General features: G+C 66.5%; 19 protein-coding genes, 2 pseudogenes and 1 riboswitch. Of the genes and pseudogenes, 7 read left to right on the top strand and 14 right to left on the bottom strand.

All coding sequences use genetic code 11. The features are described from left to right. Positions 1-32 precede the first annotated feature (32 nt). The gene (locus ACWDUN_RS00650; protein WP_449923167.1) at positions 33-806 is read left to right on the top strand and encodes an endonuclease/exonuclease/phosphatase family protein; all 774 of its coding nucleotides are present in this window, start codon (positions 33-35) and stop codon (positions 804-806) included. 199 nt (positions 807-1,005) lie between these two features. Here the strand turns inward: ACWDUN_RS00650 and ACWDUN_RS00645 are convergent. The 3 genes from ACWDUN_RS00645 to ACWDUN_RS00635 all read right to left on the bottom strand — a co-directional run bounded on the left by ACWDUN_RS00645 (position 1,006) and on the right by ACWDUN_RS00635 (position 4,425). Continuing rightward, a protein-coding gene (locus tag ACWDUN_RS00645; protein WP_449923165.1) for an IS3 family transposase occupies positions 1,006-2,168 on the bottom strand; the annotation gives its coding sequence in 2 pieces (ribosomal slippage) (positions 1,006-1,881 and positions 1,884-2,168; 1,161 coding nt in all). A gap of 47 nt (positions 2,169-2,215) precedes the next feature. Beyond that, on the bottom strand, positions 2,216-2,611 hold the full coding sequence (locus tag ACWDUN_RS00640) for a GIY-YIG nuclease family protein (protein WP_449926133.1): 396 nt from the start codon (positions 2,609-2,611) through the stop codon (positions 2,216-2,218). 161 nt (positions 2,612-2,772) lie between these two features. Next, complete coding sequence (locus tag ACWDUN_RS00635) at positions 2,773-4,425, bottom strand: NERD domain-containing protein (RefSeq protein ID WP_449923163.1); 1,653 nt, start codon at positions 4,423-4,425, stop codon at positions 2,773-2,775. A 94-nt stretch (positions 4,426-4,519) separates the two neighbouring features. Between ACWDUN_RS00635 and ACWDUN_RS00630 the strand changes: the two genes are divergently transcribed. After that, the gene (locus ACWDUN_RS00630; RefSeq protein ID WP_449923161.1) at positions 4,520-6,037 is read left to right on the top strand and encodes an SIR2 family protein; all 1,518 of its coding nucleotides are present in this window, start codon (positions 4,520-4,522) and stop codon (positions 6,035-6,037) included. Positions 6,038-6,041: 4 nt separating this feature from the next. On the opposite strand, the gene ACWDUN_RS00625 is transcribed toward ACWDUN_RS00630, so the two are convergent. From ACWDUN_RS00625 to ACWDUN_RS00600, 6 genes are all read right to left on the bottom strand, one after another. Continuing rightward, complete coding sequence (locus tag ACWDUN_RS00625; protein WP_449923158.1) at positions 6,042-6,470, bottom strand: hypothetical protein; 429 nt, start codon at positions 6,468-6,470, stop codon at positions 6,042-6,044. After that, positions 6,412-7,077 (bottom strand): hypothetical protein, encoded by a 666-nt coding sequence (locus ACWDUN_RS00620; protein WP_449923155.1) that lies wholly within the window; start codon positions 7,075-7,077, stop codon positions 6,412-6,414. The genes ACWDUN_RS00625 and ACWDUN_RS00620 overlap by 59 nt, the downstream gene beginning before the upstream one ends. A gap of 188 nt (positions 7,078-7,265) precedes the next feature. Next, positions 7,266-8,402, bottom strand: coding sequence for a Wadjet anti-phage system protein JetD domain-containing protein (locus ACWDUN_RS00615; RefSeq protein ID WP_449923152.1), 1,137 nt, complete (start codon positions 8,400-8,402; stop codon positions 7,266-7,268). Then, a complete protein-coding gene (locus tag ACWDUN_RS00610; RefSeq protein ID WP_449923149.1) occupies positions 8,399-11,764 on the bottom strand; it encodes an ATP-binding protein in 3,366 nt (1,121 codons plus the stop codon). The genes ACWDUN_RS00615 and ACWDUN_RS00610 overlap by 4 nt, the downstream gene beginning before the upstream one ends. Further along, positions 11,757-12,335, bottom strand: coding sequence for a DUF4194 domain-containing protein (locus tag ACWDUN_RS00605; protein WP_449923147.1), 579 nt, complete (start codon positions 12,333-12,335; stop codon positions 11,757-11,759). The genes ACWDUN_RS00610 and ACWDUN_RS00605 overlap by 8 nt, the downstream gene beginning before the upstream one ends. Further along, positions 12,332-13,756, bottom strand: coding sequence for a DUF3375 domain-containing protein (locus ACWDUN_RS00600; RefSeq protein ID WP_449923144.1), 1,425 nt, complete (start codon positions 13,754-13,756; stop codon positions 12,332-12,334). Before ACWDUN_RS00600 ends, ACWDUN_RS00605 begins: the two co-directional genes overlap by 4 nt. A gap of 115 nt (positions 13,757-13,871) precedes the next feature. Here ACWDUN_RS00600 and ACWDUN_RS00595 point away from each other — a divergent pair, with 115 nt between their 5' ends. Both ACWDUN_RS00595 and ACWDUN_RS00590 read left to right on the top strand, forming a co-directional pair. Further along, positions 13,872-14,114 carry a type II toxin-antitoxin system Phd/YefM family antitoxin gene (locus ACWDUN_RS00595; protein ID WP_449923141.1) on the top strand — a complete coding sequence of 81 codons (243 nt, stop codon included), beginning with the start codon at positions 13,872-13,874 and terminating at the stop codon, positions 14,112-14,114. Next, positions 14,111-14,500 (top strand): type II toxin-antitoxin system VapC family toxin, encoded by a 390-nt coding sequence (locus tag ACWDUN_RS00590; protein ID WP_449923139.1) that lies wholly within the window; start codon positions 14,111-14,113, stop codon positions 14,498-14,500. Before ACWDUN_RS00595 ends, ACWDUN_RS00590 begins: the two co-directional genes overlap by 4 nt. A gap of 223 nt (positions 14,501-14,723) precedes the next feature. Here the strand turns inward: ACWDUN_RS00590 and ACWDUN_RS00585 are convergent. Beyond that, a pseudogene (locus ACWDUN_RS00585) lies at positions 14,724-15,085 on the bottom strand (VapC toxin family PIN domain ribonuclease). 24 nt (positions 15,086-15,109) lie between these two features. Further along, positions 15,110-15,229 (bottom strand): annotated as a pseudogene (locus ACWDUN_RS00580) (AbrB/MazE/SpoVT family DNA-binding domain-containing protein); the annotation flags it as partial. Between the two features lie 107 nt (positions 15,230-15,336). On the opposite strand from ACWDUN_RS00580, the gene ACWDUN_RS00575 reads away from it, so the two are divergent. Both ACWDUN_RS00575 and ACWDUN_RS00570 read left to right on the top strand, forming a co-directional pair. Continuing rightward, positions 15,337-16,632 carry a DUF2786 domain-containing protein gene (locus tag ACWDUN_RS00575; protein ID WP_449923136.1) on the top strand — a complete coding sequence of 432 codons (1,296 nt, stop codon included), beginning with the start codon at positions 15,337-15,339 and terminating at the stop codon, positions 16,630-16,632. 508 nt (positions 16,633-17,140) lie between these two features. Further along, on the top strand, positions 17,141-18,286 hold the full coding sequence (locus ACWDUN_RS00570; protein WP_449923133.1) for an ATP-binding protein: 1,146 nt from the start codon (positions 17,141-17,143) through the stop codon (positions 18,284-18,286). Positions 18,287-18,367: 81 nt separating this feature from the next. Here ACWDUN_RS00570 and ACWDUN_RS00565 read toward each other — a convergent pair whose 3' ends face one another. Together ACWDUN_RS00565 and ACWDUN_RS00560 are read right to left on the bottom strand one after the other, a co-directional pair. Then, complete coding sequence (locus tag ACWDUN_RS00565; protein WP_449923130.1) at positions 18,368-19,459, bottom strand: fatty acid desaturase family protein; 1,092 nt, start codon at positions 19,457-19,459, stop codon at positions 18,368-18,370. Between the two features lie 154 nt (positions 19,460-19,613). Beyond that, positions 19,614-20,564, bottom strand: coding sequence for a metallophosphoesterase (locus ACWDUN_RS00560; protein ID WP_449923128.1), 951 nt, complete (start codon positions 20,562-20,564; stop codon positions 19,614-19,616). A 157-nt stretch (positions 20,565-20,721) separates the two neighbouring features. Further along, a riboswitch (SAM riboswitch) is annotated at positions 20,722-20,829 on the top strand. A 33-nt stretch (positions 20,830-20,862) separates the two neighbouring features. Here ACWDUN_RS00560 and ACWDUN_RS00555 point away from each other — a divergent pair. Continuing rightward, positions 20,863-21,369, top strand: coding sequence for a hypothetical protein (locus ACWDUN_RS00555; RefSeq protein WP_449923125.1), 507 nt, complete (start codon positions 20,863-20,865; stop codon positions 21,367-21,369). Here ACWDUN_RS00555 and ACWDUN_RS00550 read toward each other — a convergent pair. Next, complete coding sequence (locus tag ACWDUN_RS00550; protein ID WP_449923122.1) at positions 21,364-22,731, bottom strand: cytochrome P450; 1,368 nt, start codon at positions 22,729-22,731, stop codon at positions 21,364-21,366. The two genes, ACWDUN_RS00555 and ACWDUN_RS00550, sit on opposite strands and share 6 nt — an antisense overlap. Between the last annotated feature and the right edge of the window lie 75 nt (positions 22,732-22,806).

Below are 22,806 nucleotides of genomic sequence, written 5' to 3'. Positions count from 1 at the left end.
CTACCGAACAACAAGATTCAGGGGCGAATGCAGTGCGATTCCTGACATGGAACATTCAAAGCGGTGGCGGCAACCGCATCGAGATGATCGTCGACGAAATTGCCAAACTTGAGCCAGACGTAGTTGGGCTTACCGAAGTGAGGCACGGCAACCTAGGCTCGCTGCGTGGCGCACTACACCAGCGCGGCTACGAGTTCATCGAAACAACGTGCTCGACCGGCAGCACCAACAGTGTCCTCATCGCGTCAAAGCTTCCCCTCAAGTCTATTGACGAACCAGTCGCCCATGACCCCGAGCGCTGGCTGCCTCTGCAGGTCGCCGAGCGCGATCTTCACATCCTGTGTGTTCACATTCCTGGCGGTACCGACAACAAGTTCGGCGCCGACGGCTTGGGTATGTCGGGAAAGAAGCGGAAAGAACTCCTGTGGGACGAGGTCATCGCATATGCTCGACGGCACCGTGATCAGCGCGTCGTCTTGCTAGGCGACTTCAACACCGGTCTGCCGGAAGATGCGCAAGGTACGCCCTTCGTCCTGTCTGACTACATTCGTGTGTTGCGTCTTGAAAAGTACGTTGACACCTGGCGGAACCGCAATCCGAAAGCGCGCGAATACACGTGGTACACGAAGCGGAAGAACAAAGAGACACAGACTTCGGACGACTACAACGGTTTCCGGCTCGACTACATCTTCGTTTCACCGACACTTCGTGACCGAGTTGTCGACGCCAGACATGTTCACGATGTGCGGATCAACAAGGTATCGGACCACGCGATCGTCATTGCAGACGTGGATGTGACGACGTGACGCAGACTTCGACCTGACGATCCTCGACAGTCACACGCGACGGGAACAGCTACGGATGAGTCATGAGTTTCGTCTGCACTCTTGTCCAAAGTGTGTATTTCGCTGGCGGCCGCTGGCAAGCGTTGCCGTTCTTTATCTTGACAGCCGAGCTCGCAGGGCCGTCAGTCGGGTCTGCTGCACGAGTAGGTGACAGTTTCGGTCACGCGGCCTGACTGGCCGGTGTGGTCATGATCGCTTCGAATTCGATCGGGGTCAACCGCCCGAGGCCGGCTTGGCGGCGCCGGCGATGGTAGGTCCGTTCGATCCAGGTGACGATCGCGATCCGCAGCTCTTCTCGAGTACGCCAGCGCCGGCGATCGAGCACGTTCTTCTGCAGCAGAGCGAAGAAGCTCTCCATGGCTGCATTGTCGCCGGCCGCACCGACGCGGCCCATCGATCCGGCCATCTCGTAGCGCCCGAGTGCGTGCACGAATCTCCTTGACCTGAACTGAGATCCACGATCGGTGTGGACAATGCAACCGGCCACATCGCCGCGGCGTGCCACCGCACTAGCGAGCGCAGTGGTGGCCAACCGGGACTTCATCCGAGAGTCGATCGAATACCCGACGATGCGGTTAGAGAACACGTCCTTGATCGCGCAGAGGTAGAGCTTGCCTTCATCGGTGCGATGCTCGGTGATATCGCTGAGCCACAGCTGATTTGGACCAAGTGCGGTGAAGTCGCGCTCGACGAGATCATCGTGCACCGGTGGCCCTGCTTTGCCGTTCTTGCCGCGCTTCTTGCCGAACACACTCCACAGTCGATGCTGCGAGCAGATCCGCCAAGCGGTGCGCTCGGCCATCGCTTCTCCGGCCTCTCGTGCCTCCTCGACCAGGTAGCGGTAGCCGAACTCCGGGTCGTCCCTGTGGGCGTCGAACAGTGCATTGGCACGGTAGGCCTCGACGACCTCCGCGTCGGTGATCGGATCGGCCCGCCAGCGGTAGTAAGGCTGGCGGGCGAGCTTGAGTACCCGGCACGTCACCGCGACGGGGATCCCGTCAGCGGCGAGCTCTTTCACGAGCGGGTAGAGCCTTTTCCCGGCAGGTTGGCCTGCGACAGATACGCCGCGGCCCGGCGCAGGACCTCGTTCTCTTGCTCAAGCAGTTTGATCCGCCGCCGGGCTTCGCGCAGCTCACCGGACTCGCTGGTGCTCTTGCCGGGCTTAGCGCCCTCGTCGATGTCGGCCTGGCGCATCCACTTGTGCAGCGTCATCGGGTGGACCCCGAAATCTGTGGCGATCTGTTCGATCGTCACACCGTCATCACGGTTGCGGGCCACGCGCACGACATCGTCGCGGAACTCACGGGGATAGGGCCTTGCCATGGGGACATCCTTCCAGCCCGCCCACGCTGGGCAAGCCAACTCAGATGTCACCTACTCGAGCAGCAGACCCGTCTGGCACGCGACTCGGAAGGCATGCACTGCCCGAGGTTTAACGGCGGGTCGAGCAAGTCGAGCACCGACCTCTCGACAAGTCCTAACGAATCCCGATCATCGAATGGCGCGATTCCCACTCTGAGATGCTCAGCAATCCATGAGGAGACGATCGCGTTGCTTGTTGCATCGAGGCGTCCACCGCCCGCCGGCACCAGCGACAGTCGATCGAGCAGCAACGCGGACACTGTCCGCCGAAAAGTCGACGAGCGAGTATTGCCACGGATGTGTTGGCGGCCAATCCTGCTGGCCAGGGTGGACGACGACCGCTTGCCCGATGGCCATTTGGTCGCGCCAGCCTGACCGACGTACAACAGCGGTCCCAACTGCATATCGATCGGCGCTCCGAGAGCGGCTCTGGCTTCTTCGTCGCCCCACCATGCGTACATGCCCGGGCGCTCTGCCCACGCTCGATCTATCGGGAAGTCTGCTGGCGCGAGCGCATTCGCGGGACCCGAGAGAATATCGACGACCTCTTGTACGTCTGGCACCCCTACTCCTCCAGCCCCAACCTCCGCGCCAAATCCGCCCCACCCACCGCCGCGATGAACTCCGGATCCCCGCACACCACCAACTGATCCCGTGCCCGCGACAACCCGACGTACAGCCGCTCCCGGGACCGCTCGAACGCCGACTGCTCGTTGACCACCAGCACCACGGCCCGGCGCTCCAGCCCCTTGAACCCGAGCACATGACCGTAGAACACCTGCCCGGCGTCCCAGAAGCTGTCCCAGTACGCGGCGCTGCCGGCGGCCTGTCGCTCACGCTGCTCCGGATGCCTTGTCCCGGTCGTCAACAGCGCCACATCCTCGGGCCGCCAGCCCTCCTCCAGCAACATCTCCACTTCGTCGTCACCGACATTCATCGCGTCTTCGGCCGAGCAGGCGACAAACTTCACCGCGGGACCGTCCCCACCGAGGAACCGCATCGGGTGATCGACCAATGGTTGAAACGCCGTCGCGATCTGCCGGGTGTTGCGCAGGTTGTGATCGAGTACCAACGGGACCAGCGGCACCGGCGGTGAGCCGTGCCGGTTGAACACCCGCTGCCCCTCGTCGGTGAACAGGTACAGCCCACCGCTCTCGTCGTCCTTCAACGCCCCGAGCAGCGGATCCCACCACGCGTCGGCGAAGTCCTGCGCCTCATCGACCACGATCGCATCGAACCGCTGTCCGGGCTCCAAACCTGCTGCCAGCTCGGCCATCTGGGCCGGCAGATCGTGCTCCCAGAACTGCACGGTGTCCTCGGTGCGCAGCGATTCGTCCGGGCCCCCGGGCGCACCCCACATCTTCCCGAGATCGTGGAACTCCCCGACATAGGCGGGCTGCTGGCGCCGCGGCCACCCACCGGTGATGCGCTCCAGGTACGAAGCCAGGCCATGCGAGTAGCAGACCAGCGCCACCCGCTGCCCGGCCCGCGCCAACCGGCGAGCCTGCTCCATCGCCAGGAAGGTCTTGCCGCTGCCGGCGCCGCCGCGGATCTCGACCCGATTCAGCAGCCGGATCGCATCGAGGATCACCGATTGGTGCTCGGTGAGCACGTCGGCGGCGTCCTCGTTCTCCAACGCACGGGCCACCACATCACGCTGCGGCAGACCACGTCCGCTCAGCGACACCATCAGCTGATCGACCCCATCGGCACTCAGCACCGGACGGTCAAGCTCCTGGCTGTGCAGGTTATTACGCATCCGCCCCACGAGATCACCAAGATCATTGCGGTCGAATGCCTTCCACCGCGGACAGTCGGCCAGGCCGAAGTCCTCGGGCAGTTCGGTGTTGGGCAGCACGATCACGTGGTCCCAGCGGAGCCGGCCTTGGCGCCACCGCGGGTCGCTCTCCACGAAGCTGCGTAGCGCATAGCACGCATCGCGGGCCTGCCGCACCGGTTCGATCTCGCATTCCCGTCCCCGCCGGATCTGGCGCCAGCTCTGACCGTCGTGCCAGACGTCCCCGCCTTTGACCTCGACGCAAACGATGCCCGCACCCTCGATCGCGACCAGGAAATCCACCTCGTGGTCCTTGAGGTGGTCGGTGACCCGCTTACCGGCGATCACGACACCGTCATCACCGAGCTGCTCGACGAGCAGATGGTGAACCCGGCGTTCGGCGGCGTTGGCCAGCCGCGGTCCTGCCACATCGGTGCTCATGCCGCCTCCCCCGCTTCTGTTCGGATGGTATCGAGCAGCGCAGACAAGTCACGAGTCCTCGAAGTCCGTGTCGCGCGCCGTGTTGAATAGCGCCATGGCGGGACATCTCTTTGTACTTCGCGGGAACCTCGTGCGGCTCAAGTGCAGCGCAATCCTCATCCCCTGCGACACCAATTGGGAATTGACGAACCATTGGAAGGCTCTGCTCCAGATCGACAAGTTCGACGAGTCGCCCTGGGGCCTTCGGCTTCGTGATCGCCCGGCAGAAGCACGGTTCGTCGACCTAGCAGATCATGCCGGGCGACGAATCCGCATGGTCCCGACCGCCAACGACGCCGTTCTCGATCCGAATTGGGTGGCAGAGGGAGTCGCCGCGGCGATCAAAGACTTCGCGATCGGGCTTGAGACCGTTTCGGGCAGGATCAAGCCTCTGGTGGCGCTCCCGTTGGTGGGCACCGGCGCGGGTGGATTCGAGCACCGGCGCGGTGCGCTGATTGCAGCACTGCTACCCGCGCTGCAGCGTGTGGCTCGCGACTCCGACATCGACGTGGCACTGGTGCTCTACCACGAACGCGACCACACCGCCGTCCAAGGTCTCCGGTCCCGGGACGACTGGAGCGAGTTCACGAAGGAGCAGCTGGTCGTCGCGGACACCCTCGGCCAGCGGGCGGCGAAACAAGAGCTCGCGCTGTTCCTCGGTTCCGGCGTCAGCGTCCCTCTCGGACTTCCCGACTGGAAAGGACTGCTCACCGAACTGAACGGCGCCGAACTGGAGAATTACTCGGCCGGCGACGCACCGAAGATCGCACAACAACTCGCCGACAAACTCGGGGCCGACCACGTGCACCGCGTCGTCGCCGACCGCACGGCGATCTCGGACGTTTCCCCCGCCCACCTCCTCCTAGCCGGCCTCGGTGTCCGCCAGAACGTCACCACCAACTACGACCTGGCTTACGAATCGGCCCTGACCGGCACGCTGGGCACCGAAGGATTTCAGACGCTGGCCCGCGAACTCGCTGTCCAGTCCAAGACATGGTTGTTGAAGATGCACGGCGATGCCCGTCGGCCCGACAGTATCATCCTGACCACCGATGACTACACGCACCTTGAGTCCGAGCTGCGGGCGGTGCTCGCCGTGGTCGAAACCTTGCTGCTGACAAGCCATCTGTTGTTTGTCGGCTACAGCATGGAGGACGACGACTTCACCGCGGCCGCCGACCGGGTGCGCCGGATCCGCGCACTTGCGGAGGCACCGTCCGGCGACGACTTCGCGACCGTGCTGGCCTTGCACCCGGACTCGGTGAAACCCCAGTCGGGCCTGAAGACGATTGCGATGTTGGAGTCAGCCGACACCCTGGCTGCGGCACGCAAACTGGAGATCTTCCTCGACCGCATTTCCTGGGCCGCCGCCCGCGCAAACCAACGCTCGCACGCACACCTTCTCGACCCGCACTACGACGACCTCTTCGCCGACGACCCAGCAGACACCCGACTGCGCGAACTACTGGCCACCCTCGTCAGCCTCGACCCCGACGATCCCGCACGTAAGAGCAGCGCATGGGAACGGGTGGAGTCGCTGCTGAAGGATCTCGGCGCCGACTCGCGCCCCTGATGCGCTACCCCGCCGCATCCCAATACTGCTGCAACCCACCGCGAACCCGATCCTCGAGGCCCTTCTGCACCTCGTCGATCATCGCCAACGTCTGGGCCGTCGACTCCGCACCAATGCCGCTGCGCTGGTGGGCAAACGGGACAAAGGCACGCAGCAGGGCAGGCAGGCGAAGCACCGTCTCCACTGGTTCGTTCCTGCCGTCCGGCAAGTCCCCTATCGCGTAGATGACCCGGAATGCGCTCCAACGCTGCGGGTCCCCGCTACGCATGCCGATCAGTTCCTCCAGCACCTCACCGAACTCGGCGTAGCCGAAGCGCCGTCCCTCCGGAGAAGCAAAGAACGCCTCGACCACGTCCGCCGCGCTCTGATCCGCGTCATCGCCCTGGTATTGCTGCCCACCTTCGGGCAGCCGAGAAGCCAGCCACTTGACCACCGCCGAGAACCCCGGACGTCTTTCCCTGACCGGGCGGGCAATGCCCCAGACGGAACGCCTGCTCGATCCAGGCCCGCGCGTCGGCTGTCGTCATCTCCCTCGGGTGGCCCACCCATTCCCAGGACTCCAATCGGACGAGCACGGCATTCAGCGGCTTGTCCCAGATCCCGACATCCTTGACCGTCGAGTACTCCAGATGGTCGATCAGCACCCCGCAGGTGATCGCACGACCGTCGGTCAACCGCACCTCGAACAGGACTTCATCCAGATCACCGAACGCATTGGTCAACTGGATCGCGCGACCGACCGTCAGGCCCGGCAGATCGGTGATCCAGCGCGGCACCGCATCGGTACGTGCCGCGACCTCTTCGCGGCACCGCTGCTGGAAGTGCTCGTCGCCGACCGCCATCTCGCCGAGCAACGTGACCACCGCGGTGTAGTCCGGTGGCCGCGCCGCGGCGGCCTCGTCGATCAGTTGCGGCGGATCGAGGCGCTCCTTGCTGAGGCTCGCGAGGTACGAAAACTCACGCGGTAGCAGCACTTCGATCATCCGCCCCACGAAGAGCAGCATGTCCAGCGGATGCTCCGCAGTCGATGCGCTCCGCACGGGGTCGATCCTGCTCGGTTCCGGGCGCACAGCCCGCCGTCGCGCGTCTCGGCGGGCCCGCTTGGCCTGTCGCCGCTTCCGTCCGTCGTTCATGAGCCGGAAGCTACGCCCGCTCCCCGACAGACCGGCGCCAACAGAGCCCGGCCGTCTGCCAGGGTTGTGGATAAACCCACAGCCGACTGTGGCTGTCACCGCAACCGCGGCAGTACCCACCCCCAATCGATGCGCTCCTGTTCCAGCCGCACCCGCTCCCCCAGACTCGACTCCACCAACTCGGTGTACAGGCTGAGCTCCGGCGGCGTCAGCCGGGTCAGGATCGACGATGCCGGACGGTCTTCGGTGACCCAGCGGTCACGGTGGGTCAGTAGCGTCTCGCGATCCATCAGCACCGACCGTGCCGCCGGCAGCCAGGCCCGTAGCCGATCCAGGATCGCAAATCCATGCGTGTCGATATCGCCCCAGTACACGACGTCGGCACCGGCCAGCCAGGGCAGTCGACCCGCGTTGTCGACCTCGAATCCCTTGCCCCAGATCACGGCACCGTCCTCGGGAACCGGGGCGCTGAGATAGCTGATCTCGTTCTCGATGATGATGGCGATGCGGGGCGCCACGTCGAGGTCGACCAGTTCCGCGGCGCGCACCGCCAGTTCGGTCAGCGGGCCGGGCAGTCCCAGGGACGCGGCCGGGCGCAACCGCACCAGCGTGGGCTTCACTCGCAATCCGAGGTCTGCCAGAAACCCCGAAGCCGATGCGGACACTCCCAACATGCCGGCGAGGTCAGTGCGGTACCGCTCGGCGAACTTGGTGTCCACTCCTGGCGCACTGATCTCCCGCAGGTACCGCTGCGAATGCCGGTGCCCGTCGAGCCATTCGTAGGCCGCGACCAATCCCGGCAGCTGCGGCGCGAGTGTCAGCGCGCGGTGCGGGTGCGCGATGATCCAGTCCCGGATTCCGGGGTGGGGCACGGCGAGCATCTCGTCGAAGTGCCGAACCTCGGCCGCGACGCCGAGCAATGCCCAAGCTTGCTCACGGGTCGCGATCACGGCACGGAAGGGCAGCTGATTGCGGCCGATCTGCCTGCCACCCACCGTCTTCCATTCCAGCGCATACCGGGTGTCCGCGCGTCGGCCGCGGTCCAGGTCGGCCACCCAATCCCGGGCGGCACCCAGATCGTCGCCGATCTGCGCCGGGGTGGGACCGCGTAGGGACACCGCGATGGGTTCGAACGGCTCACCGCGGGCGTGACCGCTCAGCAGCGACCCGTCGTCCCAGCGGCGTCGGACCTTCGCGGTGATGTCGGCGACCGTGGTCCACGCCGCACTCACGTGCGGTCCCTCCGATCACGGAACTCCTCGATCGTCATGGTCTGCAGCCGCGAATAGGTACCGGTCGGATTGTCCACGATGCCAATGGCTTTCACGTACGGCTCGATGACGTGCACCTTCTGCAACGGTGTGACGATCAGCAGCTGCAGCCCCAATGTCGCGAACAGATCCAATGCGTATCGGGTGGAGACATCCGACCCCCTGCCGAAGGCCTCATCGATGACGGCGAACCGGAAGTCGCGGGATTGCGCGGCACCCCATTCCAGACCGAACTGATACGCCAGCGACGCCGCCAGGATAGTGTAGGCGAGCTTCTCCTTCTGCCCACCGGATTTACCGTCGGAGTCGCTGTAGTGTTCCCATTCGACGTCGGTGTCACGGTCGCGTTCGGAGGCCGAGAACACGAACCAGTTGCGCACATCGGTGACCCGCCGTGTCCAGTTCTTGTCCGATTCGGCATAGCCATCGCGGCCACGGAACCGTTCGATGATCCGCTTGACATCTAGGAACCGCTGCTCGGAGTATTGTTCGCCGTCGACGGCCAGGGTGTCGTTGGTGAGGTTGCGCAGATCGGACCGGAACAGCGCGACATCCTGATTGGTGGTCGGTTCCTTCTCCAACCGGATGAACCGGCCCGGGTTGTAGGGCACCGCGCCGAGTGCCTCATTGATGCGGTCGACCCGTTCGTCGATGGCCGCGGCCTGCCGGCCCAGCCAGTTGTTGAATCCGGCCAGCTCCTGGATGGCGTTCTTGTTGAGCTGCTCCTTGAACTCGGTTTCGAACCGCGGCAGATCGTCGGTGGCCACCCGTTGCCGAAACGCCAGGAAGTCACCGCGGGCTTCCACCGTGGCGTCCATATCGGCGCGCAGCTCGGGCCACCGGTTGAGGACCACGGTCATGTACTGGCCCAGGTTCAGGCCGTGACCGTTGAGTTCGCGGGTGAGTCGCTCGATGCGCCGATGCAGCTCATCTGTCAGCGCCGACTCGACTCCGGCGCAGTCCGCCGCACGTTGGGGTTGCTGCTTGCCCAGGCGCTCGCGAAGCGCGGGGTATGCCGCGCGGGCCGCTTGCAGCCGTTCGGTCGGCTGGGTGGCGACCAGCTCGTCGTCGCGGATGCGGTCTGCCTGAGCGCGCTGCACGGCCGCCTGGGTGGTGGCCAGCTCGCCGGTGAGCTTCTTGATCAGTTCCTTTGCGGCAGCTTCCTCCTCGGCGTTGCGGTGCAGCGCCCGGGTAATCTCCTCCAGTCGCGATGAGCCTTCCTGCAGCCGGATCCGTTCGGCATCATGGTCTTTCGCCCGGAGCTCAGCCTCCTCGACATCGAGGTCGGCCCAGGACCGAAACCCCTCCACACGCAGGAACGCATCCAGTCGACGCTGCAACGCTTCCCGCTGCTCGCCGAGCCGCGCCGCCTCGGCGGCCGCGAGTTCGCGATCACGTTCCAGTTCGGCCAGTTCGTCGCGCAGCGCGGCGACCTTGCGTTCGTTGACCCAACCCAGCACCCACCGGCGGGGATCGTCCACACGGTGCCGGTCGTCCTTCTCGTGCCGGTCACCCGAGCGCACCTGGCCCTGCCGGGTGACCGCGCGGCGGTGCGCACGGAACTCGTCCAGGCTTGCCGCGCAGCGGAAGTCCGCCCGCTTGGTCAACTCGTTACGCAGATAGCCGGCGAACTGTCCCTCCCGCACGTCGAGACAGTCGGCCAGCAGCAGGCCGTCGGCACCCGCCGGTTGCAACCGGACCCGATGCTCGGGCACCCGTTCGTAGACCAACTTGGCGCCGCGGCCCGCGACGGTGAGCCGACGTCCGTCGACCCAGCCGGCCACGGCCTCGTAGTGCCGTTGCGGAACCAGCAGCGACAGCGCGAATCCGCGCAGCACCCGTTCGGCGGCACCGCGCCACTCGGCGTGCTCGTCGGACACGTCGAGCAGCTCACCGGCATACGGCAGGTCCTCAGGTGTCAGCCCCAGCCCCGCACACAGTTCGGCGCGTATCACGACCTGCTCGTGGGGCAGGTTGTTCGTTCGTTGCTCCAGGCTGGCGATCTCTTCGGCGAGGGCGCCGCACCGGCGCTGGTATTCCTTCTCCCGGCCGATCGCCTCGATGGTCGCGGTGTCCAGGTCACGCTTCTTGTCGGCGAGCCGCGGACGCTCGGCTGCCACCAGGGCAGCCAGCGCGGTGAACGCCGCACTGTCCTCGGCCGCCGGCAGCCCGGCATCGCCGACCGCGACATCGAACAGCGTTCTTGTCTGCCTGCGTGTGTCGGCTTGGACGCGGGCCTCCTCGGCGAGGCGTTCCAGTTCGCCGATCCGGTCCCCGCCGGCCTTGGCGCGCTCCTCGATGAGGGCCTCGCGGTCCTGATTGAGCTTGCGTTGGTTGCTTTCCGCGGCATCCTGGCGTTGCCACAGCGCCGCGCCGTCGGCCTCCAGCCGGGTGATCTCCGCGGCGAGCAACCCGGAGCGCAGTTCGGCGATGAACAGCCGGACAGCTGAGCGCTCCACCTCCAACCCGTCGCGTTCGGAATGCGCGGCATCGTACTTGGCGGCGGTGTCCACGACCGGCTGCAGCGCCTCCAACTGTTCGCGGGCACGTTTGACCGCGTCGTGCGCCTTGGTCAGATCGTCGAAATGGCCGATGATGTCGGCGACCCGGCCGCTGACATCGCTCGGTTCGAGCATGTGGTCGCGCACGAAATCGTTGAGGTTGCCCACCGATTTCATCGATACCGTCTGGTGAAACAGTTCCAGCGCCTGCTCGGAGCGGATGCCGAGCAGCCGTCGCAGTGAGGTGGCGTACTTGGGAAAATCGTCGAAGACGTCGGCACCGGCGGACCGCAACCGCTTACGCAGGTCGCGTAGATCGGTGCCGAAATCGGCGAAGTCCGTCGCGATGGACAATTCTTTGGCGCCGGTGACGAAGAAACGGTAGGGCTGACCGGTGCTCTCGCGCTGCTGAAACACCTGCGCCAGGGTGACCGTCTCGCCGTGGCCGTGGTTGTGGAACACCCCGAGGATCACCGAGTAGGTACGTTTGTTCTCCCGCAACCCTTTTGGCCGGGACTTGCCGGTGGCCTCGTTGCGTGCGGACTTGTAGTGGCCCTCGACGTAGGAGCGCAGCGTGCGTTCCTTGGCGTCGGCGCCGGCGGCCTTGTTGTAGGCGGCCTTGTGCGAAGGCACCAACAGTGTGGTGAGCGCATCGACGATCGTCGACTTCCCGGAACCGATGTCCCCAGTGAGCAGGGCGGTGTTGGTGCCGGCGGTGAAGCGCCAGGCGCGGTCGTCGAACGTGCCCCAGTTGTACACCTCGGCGTACTGCAGCCGGTACCCTGCCCCGGGTTCGGTTGTACTGAACAGTGTTTCACTCATCGTCGGCCGTCGCTCCGGCGTACTCACGCAGCTTGGCCGCGAAGTCGTTCAAGGTCTGGGCGTCCACATAGGCCTTCAGGATGCGACGCACCTCCCAGTGGTCGCGCTGCCCGCGCAGGGGGCGCAGGAAACCGAGTTCGGCGGCCTTCTTGATGGTCGTCTCGGCCTGGTCGACCACACGTGCGTCGTTGGTGGATTCGGCCTGGAACAGCCGCAGCATCTCGATGATCTGCTCGGTGCTGAGCACCAGGCGGCCCTCTCCGCCGTTGGTTTCGAATTCGACGAGCCGTTTACGGAGCAGGACCAGCAGCAGACTCACGTTGTAGGTCAGGGCGCGTCGGCGCACCAGCCGCGGCAGCGCCTCCTCACCCTGCTCCTCGGGCCGGGACCGCAGGTAGGCGTAGCCCTCGGTGTCGTCGATCACCACGTCGACGCCGATGGTGGCGAAATGGTCCTTCACGCCGGCACCCAGCCGCTCCAACGTCCCCCAGGTGTCCTCGTCCGCGGCGCGGTAGACGACACCCTGCATCAACCGGATGATGGCGGCGGCGACGGCGCGGTCGTTACTCATGAACGGCGCACCGTCACCTTCGGTAGCCGGGCCCGCTTGGTGACCTCTGGGTCGCTCGGGTCGAGGTAGTCGAGCACAGTCTCCTGGGTGTCGTCCAGATCGATGCTGACATCCTCGTCGTCGAGGGCCAGGTAGCCGACGATCTCGGCGGCCCCTTGCTCGATCGGGTGCACCGCAATGACATCGGACAGCAGCGCCGAGGAGTTATGCGGCAACACCGCACGAATGGTCTCGGCCAGCCGGGTCTGGTCTATGTAGGTCTGAGTGAACAGCAGATCGGCGTCGACAGCCTCGTCGGCTTGGGTGACGTCGCTCTCGACGGCGGCCGCAACCGGCGGCTGATACAGCGGCCGCTCGAACGGCAGCGCGATCTCGATGCCTGCATCGTCGACGTCGAGGCCGAAGGCCGGCGGACGTTCACGAACCGCGAGGGCCGCGGCCTCCACCGCCCGGACCAGATCCAGCACCCGTCGGTTCTCCAGCCACACCTGGTCATCGAGGAAACGGCGCAGTTGCTCGGAAATCTGCCGGACGGTGCGCTGGGCCCGGTCGGCGGCCTCCGACCAGTCGTGATGGATGCCGCGCATCCGCGGATCGGCATCGACGGTGTCCAGTGCGGATACCTTGGCCAGCAGTCCGGCAAGTTCGGTCTGGCGTTGCTCGGAAAGCAGGAATTCGTAGAAGGACTGAAAGCTGCGGCCCTGATCCGACCCGGCGATCTCGGAACGGCTGCCCACCAGATCGGCGAGCAGGTCACCCTTGGAGCCGTCCCAAGCGGCGATCTTCTCTCGAGCCGCCCGATCCAGCAGCCGGAAGTTCTCCTCGACCTCCCGGAAGTCCGAGAGCAATTCCCGCGCGGTCGACGACAGCTGTTGGTAGCGGTCCCGCACTCCGGTCGCGTCGAGCATCGGCACATCGCCGGATTCGACGGCAGCGATCTCGGCGTCGAGTTCGGCCCGGCGCCGGTGCAATTCGGCCAGCCGGACCTCGGGTTTCACCTCCGTGCCGTGCACAATCTGACGCAGCAGTTCGATCACGGTGTGCAGCCGGGATTCGGTACCGACGAAGGACCGGCCCTGCAAGCCCAGTACCCAGGCGTAGGCCTTCTCGAAGGCCGGCGTCACCTCGTAGTGCACTTCGTCGTCACCGGGCTGGTAGAAGCGGCGAAGGTATCCGGCATCGGTGGCGGCCCAGTCCTCCAGGTAGGCGCGCGGCGCCTTCGGGTATCGGGCCTCTTCGGCGTTGAGCGCATAGAGGTGGTCGTCCAGGGCGTCGGCGACCGCACTTGCCGAGTGGGCGCCCCGATTGCCCTCGACGAAGAAATGTCCGAGGAAGGACAGGACCAAGGCGGCGTTCCCGGCGCGCAACAGCCGCCAGGCCGGGTGTCGGTCCCGGATCGCGGTGATCGCGTCGTGATCCACAGCCAAGAGCGTAAAGAGTCGGGCCGACAACGTCGTGTTGCGCATCACCGGTCGCACCCGTTTGGAGCCGCTATTCACGCTAGCGTGAATAGCGTGATCTAGCTATCGTGAACGCATGGATAGCAGCGTCACCAGCACCGAGGCCAAGAACAAGCTCAACCGAATCTTGGCCGATATCGAGCGCACCGGCGCGTCGGTGACCATCACCAATCACGGGCGCCCCGTCGCTCGACTTGTGCCGGTGCAGCCCGCGCCACGGATCTTCGGACAGTTGCCAAACCTGTTGATTCCCAGAGACTTTGACGAACCACTTCCCGATGCCGAGCTGAACGCATGGGACGGCGTCGAAGACCGGTGAATATTCTGCTCGACACGCACACGCTGTTGTGGCTGATCAGTTCACCGACCGACATCGACGCCGTAGCGCTGGACACATTGGCCAGTCCCGACACCCGTGTGTGGGTCAGTGCCGCGTCGGCCTGGGAGATCGCGATCAAGACCCGGATCGGCCGACTCGACGGCGAGGCACTGCTGTCAACGTGGTCAGACGTCATCGCCGGCATGAATGCCGGGGAACTGCACATCGAGTCCGCCGACGCGATCCTCGCCGGCCGACTCCCGTGGCCGCATCGGGATCCATTCGATCGAGCAATCGTCGCTCAGGCACTTCGTCGCAATCTCACCGTCGCGACCCGCGATACCAAGATCCTCGACTCCGTGCTGGCGCCCGTCATCAGGGCGTGATTACCCAACACTGACCCTGAGCCGTCCGTATAGATCCGTATACCTTGGGAGGATCTATACCGAACTATGCGGTAGGTGTGCTGATGGAGTTGAGCCCGTACGCACCGGGCTCGCTGCCGGAGTATCTGACAGGCCGCGGCCATGAACGCAAGCTGATCCGTGACACGGTGTAGATAGAACCTCGCACGCGCCGTGGCGCGAAAGTCGGTCGCCCGTGAGCTTGTCAGGACACCGTGCCGCCGGCCAGGACTTCGGTATTCACACCGAGCGCCAGGTAGGTCGCCCGGGCACGCGCATCCCGGGTCGCCAGAACTGCGCCGTGCTCACGAGCGGCCAATGCGACGAGCCCTCGTAGGTCGCGCCGCCCGCAATGCCCCTCCGGGCTCGCGATGCGCGTGCGCCGAACTGAAGCGGCGCGGCGAAGTTTTCGTCGATCAGCGTCACCGCGTCGGAGGGAAGGACGCGGGCATCGCCGGGCAGGCGGGTCAGCACCGAGTACGTTTCGGCCAACGCATGCCCGCTGAGTCCGTCAGTGACCACGGTGTCGGCCTTGGCGACCAGGCACCCGTCGTCATCGCGTTCCAGTCGGGCCGTTCGCCCGCCGGGCACGATCTGCAATCCGCCGCCGTATGCCGAGATGTCAACCGTCGAACCGGGGATCAGCCCTAAAGCGTCACGCAGTGGCTTGGGCAGTACCACTCGACCATCGGAATCGACAACGACCTCCATGGCATTACGGAACCGGTCAGATCCCATTACACATCCACCCAGCCAGACACACCGTGCCCATGCCCGAGCACCCGTGATTTGTCGGACCCCTCCGACACAATCCGGACATGAGCCGACACAACCGCCAGAAGCGCGCGGCCAAGCAGAAGGCCCGCCGCCGCGCCTCATCTCAACGCCAACACCGCGAGCCCGAACCGGGCCATGACCGCATCGTCCTCCTCGACCACCTTGTTTCAGCGTTGTACGACTCGGCGAACTGTCCCGACCACGACGCCGAGTTCCACGCCGCCGAGCTGCTCCAAGAGTTCTCCGGTTGGACCCGTGACCTCGACGCTGCCGCCGACATCGCCCTGGCCGGTGCCATCGGCCGGTCATGGGCGGCGGGCTGGTCCCCGAGCGACCTGCACGAGCTCGTTCGTCGCCGCCTCGACGGATCGGCGACCGACTACCTGGACGAAGCCATCGTGCGCGAATCGCGGCAGTACGCGACGGCAACGCTGCATCCGCGGTGGCGCGCCGACCTCGCCGCGCTGTCCACCAAGATCGATCCCGCCACTCATGCGCCGCAGATGTGGGAATGGGCCGACCGGCACGCGCTCAGTCATCGCGCGGCATTGGCGGTCGTGCTGAACCTGCTCCGGTTCCTGGGGCGGCTTCCCGCCCTGGAGCCGGTACTGCCTCTTCCTGGTGCGCGCCGCCACGAAGCTGTCGTGGTCGGCGGCGTCGACGCCAAGGCACTCGGGCGTGTGCGCGGACTGCTCGCCAAGGCCGAGGCGACCAAGTTCCCCGAGGAGGCCGAAGCGCTTTCCGCCAAGGCGCAGGAACTGATGAGCAAGTACTCGCTGCACAGCGCCATCCGCAATCACGAGGCCGGTCGTTCGGCGGAGGCCGTCGCACGACGGCTCTGGATCGACAATCCCTATGCCGGCGCCAAGGCGACACTGGTGCAGGCGGTGGCGACGGCCAATGGTTGTCGGGTGGTGTGGGCGGAGAAGCTCGGATTCGTCACCATCGTCGGCGCCGACGCCGACCTGGAGTCCGTCGAGCTGCTGATCACGTCGCTGCTGGTGCAGGCCAACCGGGCGATGCTGGCCGCCGGACGCCAAACCACCAGTAAGCACGCCAGAACGAGATCCTTTCGCCAATCGTTTCTCGTCTCGTATGCCATCCGTGTCGGCGAACGCCTCACCGCCGCCAGTACGACCGCCACCGCCGACCTCGATCACGACAAGCTGCTACCGGTACTGGCGGCGCGCAGCCAGGCAACCGACGACCTGTTCGACCGACTCTGCCCGGCTGCCGTTGCCCGTGCGGTGTCGGCGTCCAACATCGCCGGGCTGGCGGCCGGGCGTGTCGCCGCCGACCTCGCCCAGCTGGATGTGCGCAGACCGATCGCCGGCTAGTTGCAATCAGAGCTTTTTTCGTCGAGTGCCTTCATCAACGGTGGCCGCCGTTCGTACTCCCGCCGATCTCGGCCATGAAAGTCGCGAAATCGGCACTGCGTCCGCCCTTCGTACAGCTTCGCCATGGTGGCCGGCCAGACGAGCTGTGGGCGGAATAGGTCTGCCGCAGCGACGAGGTCGAGCGTCGGCACGCGCCTGCGCCAGTTCCGTCAGACCCAGCCTGGGCCCTGACGCTCGACATAAGCCGGACACAGTCAGGGGACCAACACCGGACCCCGCGCCGTTGTCGCTCATTTGTCGCTACGAGGCGGGCAGCGACTTACTCACTTCCGCGCCGGATATAGGCCGCGGCCTTGGCGCCGAGCGAGTCCTCGATATCGCGGCGGATACCGTCGAGCTCGAAGGCGATCTCGTCGACATCCTCGCTACCGAGATGGACCCCCAGACCCCCGTATAGATCCGTATACTTCCAGGCGATTTATACCAAACTATGCGGGGAGGTGCGCCGATGGAGCCGAGCCCATACGCCCCCGGGTCGCTGCCGGAATACCTGGCCGGCCGCGGCCGCGAACGCGAGCTGATCCGGGACAAGGTATCCCGGCTGAGCATGCTCGGACGATCCGGCGGTCCCCTGCTGGCCTTCCACGCTCCGCGCGGACTCGGCAAGACGTCGCTGCTGCGGATGGCTCAGCGCGACGCGCTCGCCGAAGGCTTCCTGACCGTGTGGGTCACCGGCCGGGATGACCGGCCGATGTCGCCCGATATGGCGCAGGGCTTGAGCTCGGCGGTCAAGGACCATTCCTTCGGGGACCGGGCGAACGCGCTGCTGGACCGACTGGCCCAGGTCCAGGTCGAGTTCGGGATCCCGGGAGTCAGGGTCGGCGCGACGCTATCCGCGCAGGACAAGGCCCCGGGGTCGGCCGTGCTGGAAAAGCTGCTCGAAGATGCCGGCCGGTTCAGCCGCACGCATGCCGCCAAGGGGCTCGTCGTGTTCGTCGACGAGTTCCAGGAGGCCCAACTTGGCGATCGCAAGAGCCTGCTGATCGGGCTGCAACACTTCGACGGCGCCCCGGACGCGATCCCGGTCGCGGTGATCGCCGCCGGGCTGCCCTCGCTGCCGCCGGCGGTGACCGAGGCGGCCACCTTCGGCGAGCGGTCCCGGTTCGTCGAACTCGGCCTGCTCACCGAGGTCGCCGTCGCCGAGGCCATCCGGTTGCCCGCCGAGCATCACCAGGTCACCTGGTCCGACGAGGCCATCATGGCCGCCATCGAGCTCGCCGCCGGCTACCCGCACAAGGTGCAGCTCATCGGCGACTCCACCTGGGAGATTGCCCGGCCCACCGCCGGGAGCACGATCAACGTGGGTCACGTCCGGCGGGCCGAGGAGGAGATCGAGGACCGCATGACGGGCCTGTTCCGCACCCGCCTGACCCGCGTCACCCCCGAGCAGCAGCGGTTCCTGGCGGCCATGGCCGCCGTCGGGGACGGCCCGGTGGAACGGGCGGCGATCGCTGCCGAACTCGGGGTGGCGACGACCGCGGTGAGCCGACCGCGGCAGCAGTTGATCGACGGCGGCTATATCGAGGCGGTGGGGCACGGCAAGCTGCGGTTCACCATTCCCGGGTTCGCCGCCTACGTTCGCGCCAACGGTTGACGGGACGACGTGCGGCGCCGGCCCCGTTGTCGCTCAATTGTCGCTACAAGGCGGGCAGCGACTTACCCACTTCCGCGCCGGTCATGCGCGACGTCGCCCCAACCGCGTCACCCACGCCGGCACCGCCAAGCCATGGATGATCCGCTGCGTCCGGAACAGCTGCCGCGGCAGCGACGCCGAGTTGTACGGCAGGTCGTACTTCTCGCACAGCTGACGCACCCGCTCGCTCACCTCGGGCAGCCGATTGCTCGGCAGGTCCGGGAACAGGTGATGCTCGATCTGGTAGCACAGATGCCCACCCGAGATGGCCAGCAGCGGACCGGCTTTGAAGTTCGCCGTCCCGATCATCTGCCGCAGATACCACTCACCCTGGGTCTCGTCCTCGACCACCTTCGGGTCGAACGTCTCGGCCCCGTCGGGAATGTGACCGCAGATGATGTTGACGTACACCCACAGGTTGCGGATCGTGTTCGCGGTGAGGTTGGCCGCGAACGTCCGGCGCCACCGCCGCCCGCTCAGTGCCGGCACGAACACGTAGTCCTTGCTCAGCTGCCGGGCGATCTTGCCGACGAACTTGCGCTTCTCCCCCGCCAGCACGGCCGGCTCACCGCGCAGCTTCTCCGAGTGCAGGCCGTGCAGGGCGATGCCCCACTCGAACATGGCCGCCAGCACGAAGTTTCGCAGCGGCGTCGCCAGGTACCACAGCCGCCACGGCTGGTCCTCGGTCACCCGCAGCAGCCGGTAGCCGATGTCCTCATCCATGCCGAGCACATTGCTGAACACGTGGTGCCGATAGTTGTGCGAGTACCGCCACTGCGCCGACGCCCCGACCATGTCCCACTCCCAGGTGTTGGAGTGGATCTCCGGATCGTTCATCCAGTCCCACTGGCCGTGGGAGATGTTGTGGCCCAGTTCCATGTTCTCGATGGACTTCGCGTACGCCAGCGCGCCCGTGCCCAGCAGCCAGCCGGTCTTGGACTTGCTACACGCGATCACCAAACGCGCCGCGACATCCAAAGCGCGCTGGAAGTGGATCACCCGCCGGATATAGGCCGCGTCCTTGGCGCCGAGCGAGTCCTCGATATCACGGCGGATCACGTCGAGTTCGAAGGCGATCTCGTCGACATCCGCGCTACTGAGATGCAGGTAGGCAGGCACGTCGGCGATCGCCATCAAATGTCCTCGGGGGTGCGGCGTGAGCGGCACATACCGGGCCACTGTCAGGGTCGGACCGCAGCCTAGGCGCTCGGGCTGAACGACGGGTAATCGAGACCCGCCGCTCCGGCGAACTCCGGCACCGACCTGCGGCGATGGGCTGAGAACGTTCTCAGCGAGGCGCCCGCACGTAGTGCCGCGGATCGATCCAGGTCTCCCCCGACCACCGATAGGCCGTCAGGGCCCCGCCGACGACCGCGCTGAAATCGACGCACGCGGCGTAGTCGGTCCAGTCGCGCAGGTGCGTCGGCTCACCCTTGCGCCAGTAGTGACCGTAGAAGACCGGCACCTGCCCGTCGTACACGTACTCCTGCGCCACATCGATGGCCGGCAACCCCGGATACGGCGCGCCGTCGGCGGTCGTGAAGTCACCGCCGATCTCGGCCACATCGGCCAGCGTCGTCGCCGCCGAGTTCCACCAGCGCAGCCGCGCCGCGTCGCGGCGGTGCCCGTCCTTGTCGACGTAGGGCTGCGCCCCGTGGTCGATCAGGCTGATCTCCGGACCCTTCAGCAGCGACTCCACGGCGTCGTACATCGGGTCGCCCTTGGTGGACGCTTGGATCAGCTGCTCGTCGCTCAGGATCCGGTCCGTGCCGAGCACCGCCATCGACTCCTCGTGCCAGCAGGCGTGCACCACCCGGATCTCGCCCAGGTCCAGCCACAGCGGCAGGGTCCGGAACCACGCCAGGTATTCGGCGCGCTGCGTCCCGGTCACCTGCGCCAGGAACGCGGCGTGCTGCGCGGTGTTCTTCGCCGACCGTTCCCGCAGATATCGTCTGGAGCCCGCCGGCCACTCGAAGTCATACGCCAGCGCGTTGAATTCGTGGTTGCCCAACACCATTCGGGCGCTGCCGGCGTCGACCATCGCCTTGACCGTCTGCAGCACCCGCAGCTGCTGGGGGCCGCGGTCGATGAGGTCGCCGACGAAGATCGCCTCGCGACGCGGGTGCCGGTGCGCGCCGTCACGCATCCGATAACCCATGTGCACCAGCAGCGCGTCGAGGTCATCGGCACAGCCGTGCACATCGCCGATCACGTCGTAACCGGGTTGGTCGAGCGTCATGATGGGTGCTCCCTTCCGCCGCCTCGGTGAAGGCAGCGCTTGCTTTGGATTGTCGACCCGTGGCCTCGCGCCGGCGATCCGGCGGGCAGGTCTGAAATCTGACTTCAGGATATCGCGCGCCTCCGACATGTCGGTGCGCCGACGTATCCTGGGTTCAGCTCACGAGCGGACGGCTGTTCGGGTACCTGGCCCGCCGTCCCGGCAACCGCGCGCCACCGCACGGTGCCCCAGGGGAAGAGCCGGCACGACAGTGCAAGCGGTGGGCGCCCGAACGCGGCGCCGCCAGGAATGGCGAACGATGACCGAACAACCCTTGACCCCGGCGGACGCGGCCCTGCGCGCACGCATCACCGAACTGTCGGTGCACATTCCGTGCGGCACGCTGCGCGGACCGGTGTATCGCCGGTGGCAGTCCTGCCGTCACGAGGACCGCCCCTCGAAGTGGGAGGGCCACGACGTGTCCCGCGAGCACGACCTGTGCATCGTCTGCTTCCGCGGCACCGCCGGCGGCTCGTCGCGCTGGTCATGGCTGGCGTGCGAACACTGCCGGGCGGTCAACACCGCCCACGGGCGGCCGCTGCCGCTGGGCCGGCACAGCATCATGAACGGCATCGTCGAGATTCACCGGCTCGTCGAGTTCGCCGGCGGCGACTGGCGCCTCAACGGTTGGCGTGAGCACGAATACCGGCTCATGGCATTGCGTTTCGAGCCCGACGCCGATGTGCCGCTGCGGGAGTGGCAGCAGGCGTGGCCGCCGAGCCGGCAGGCGTCCGAGGACGCGTTCAGCCGGCTGACCGGGCTATGACCGGCGCCGCACCCGCGCCGGAATCGGCGCGTCGGCGACCATCGTGAACGGCACCGCCAGTGGGAACTCCGTTGCCAGCGAATCGATCTCGACCGTACGGATCACGGCGGCCAGCGCCAGCGTCGCCTCCAGCACCGCGAAGTGATCACCGATGCAGGTGCGTGGCCCACCACCGAAGGGCAGGTACTGCCAGCGGTCCAGCTCGGCCATGTTCGCCGGGCTGAACCGCTCGGGGTCGAACGCCTCGGGATCGGGCCACAACTCGGGGTTGCGGTGCAGGCCGAAGATGCCGACCAGCACCATGTTGCCCGCCTCGACGCGGTACCCGTCGACGGCGATATCGCGTAGCGCGGTTCGGCCCGCCACCGCCACCGGCGGGCACAGCCGCAGCGCCTCGCGCAACACCTGGGTCGTATAGCCGAGTCCGGCAACCGAATCCGGGCCCAGCGGGCCGTCCCCCAGCGCGGCGACCTCGTCGGCGACACGCCGCTGCATCTCGGGTTGGCGCCCCAGCTGCCACAACGCGTAGGCGATCGTCGTCGCCGTCGTGTCATGCCCGGCCACCATGAACGCGATGAGGTCACTGGCGATATCGAAGTCCGACAGGCGTTCACCGGTGTCGGGATCGGTGGCGTCGATGAGTGCGCGCACCAGCGGCGCCTCCCGGTCAGGATCGGCGCGGCAGCCGGCGACGACGTCATCGGCCAGGCCGCGCATCCGGGCCACCGCCGCGCGGGCCCGCCGGCGCGCCGGGGTCGGCAGCCACCGCGGTGCGCGCACCGGGCGCATGCTGCGGTCGGCGATATAGGACAGCGCGATGGTCAGCGGTTCGGCCAGCGACTCGGCTCGGGTGTCCAGATCCATGCCCAGCACGGTGCGGCCGAGTACCCGCATGGTCAGCCAGCGCGCCTCGGCGTCCAGGTCCACCTCGGCCCCGTCACTCCAGCCCTGCGCGATCTCCTCGGCGGTGCGGGCCATGTGGTGACCGAACCCGGCGACGTGGCGTGGGGTGAACACCGGTTGCAGCGTGCGTTTGCGCGACTTCCACGGGGCGTTGGGCAGATCGGCCAGGTTGTCGCCCATGAGGTGGCGCATCTCGTCGTGCAGGGAGGTGCGGTCACAGTGTTCGTTGTTGAGCGCCAGCACATCCCGCGCACCCGAGGGTGACATGACGAAGACGATGGACGGCCCGGAGCCGGCCGGTCCCAGGACCACGCGGGTCACCGGACCTCCGGACTGCAGCAGCGTCACCTGACCGTGGTGATAGTGCCGTGCCGCGGCCAGCCGCGCCCGCAGCGGTAGCGGGTTGGCCGGCGCGACCGGCAGGGTGTCGACATCGGGCGACATCGTGGACTGCGTCATCAAACTCCCCCTATGGATCACCATTCACGCGAGGGGCCGACCGACGAAATCCGGGCGATCCGCGAGGCCCTCCCC

The organism is Mycobacterium sp. NPDC003323, assembly GCF_053589535.1.
The sequence above is the reverse complement of the archived record's forward strand: the minus strand, read 5'-3'. Positions and strand labels throughout refer to the sequence as shown.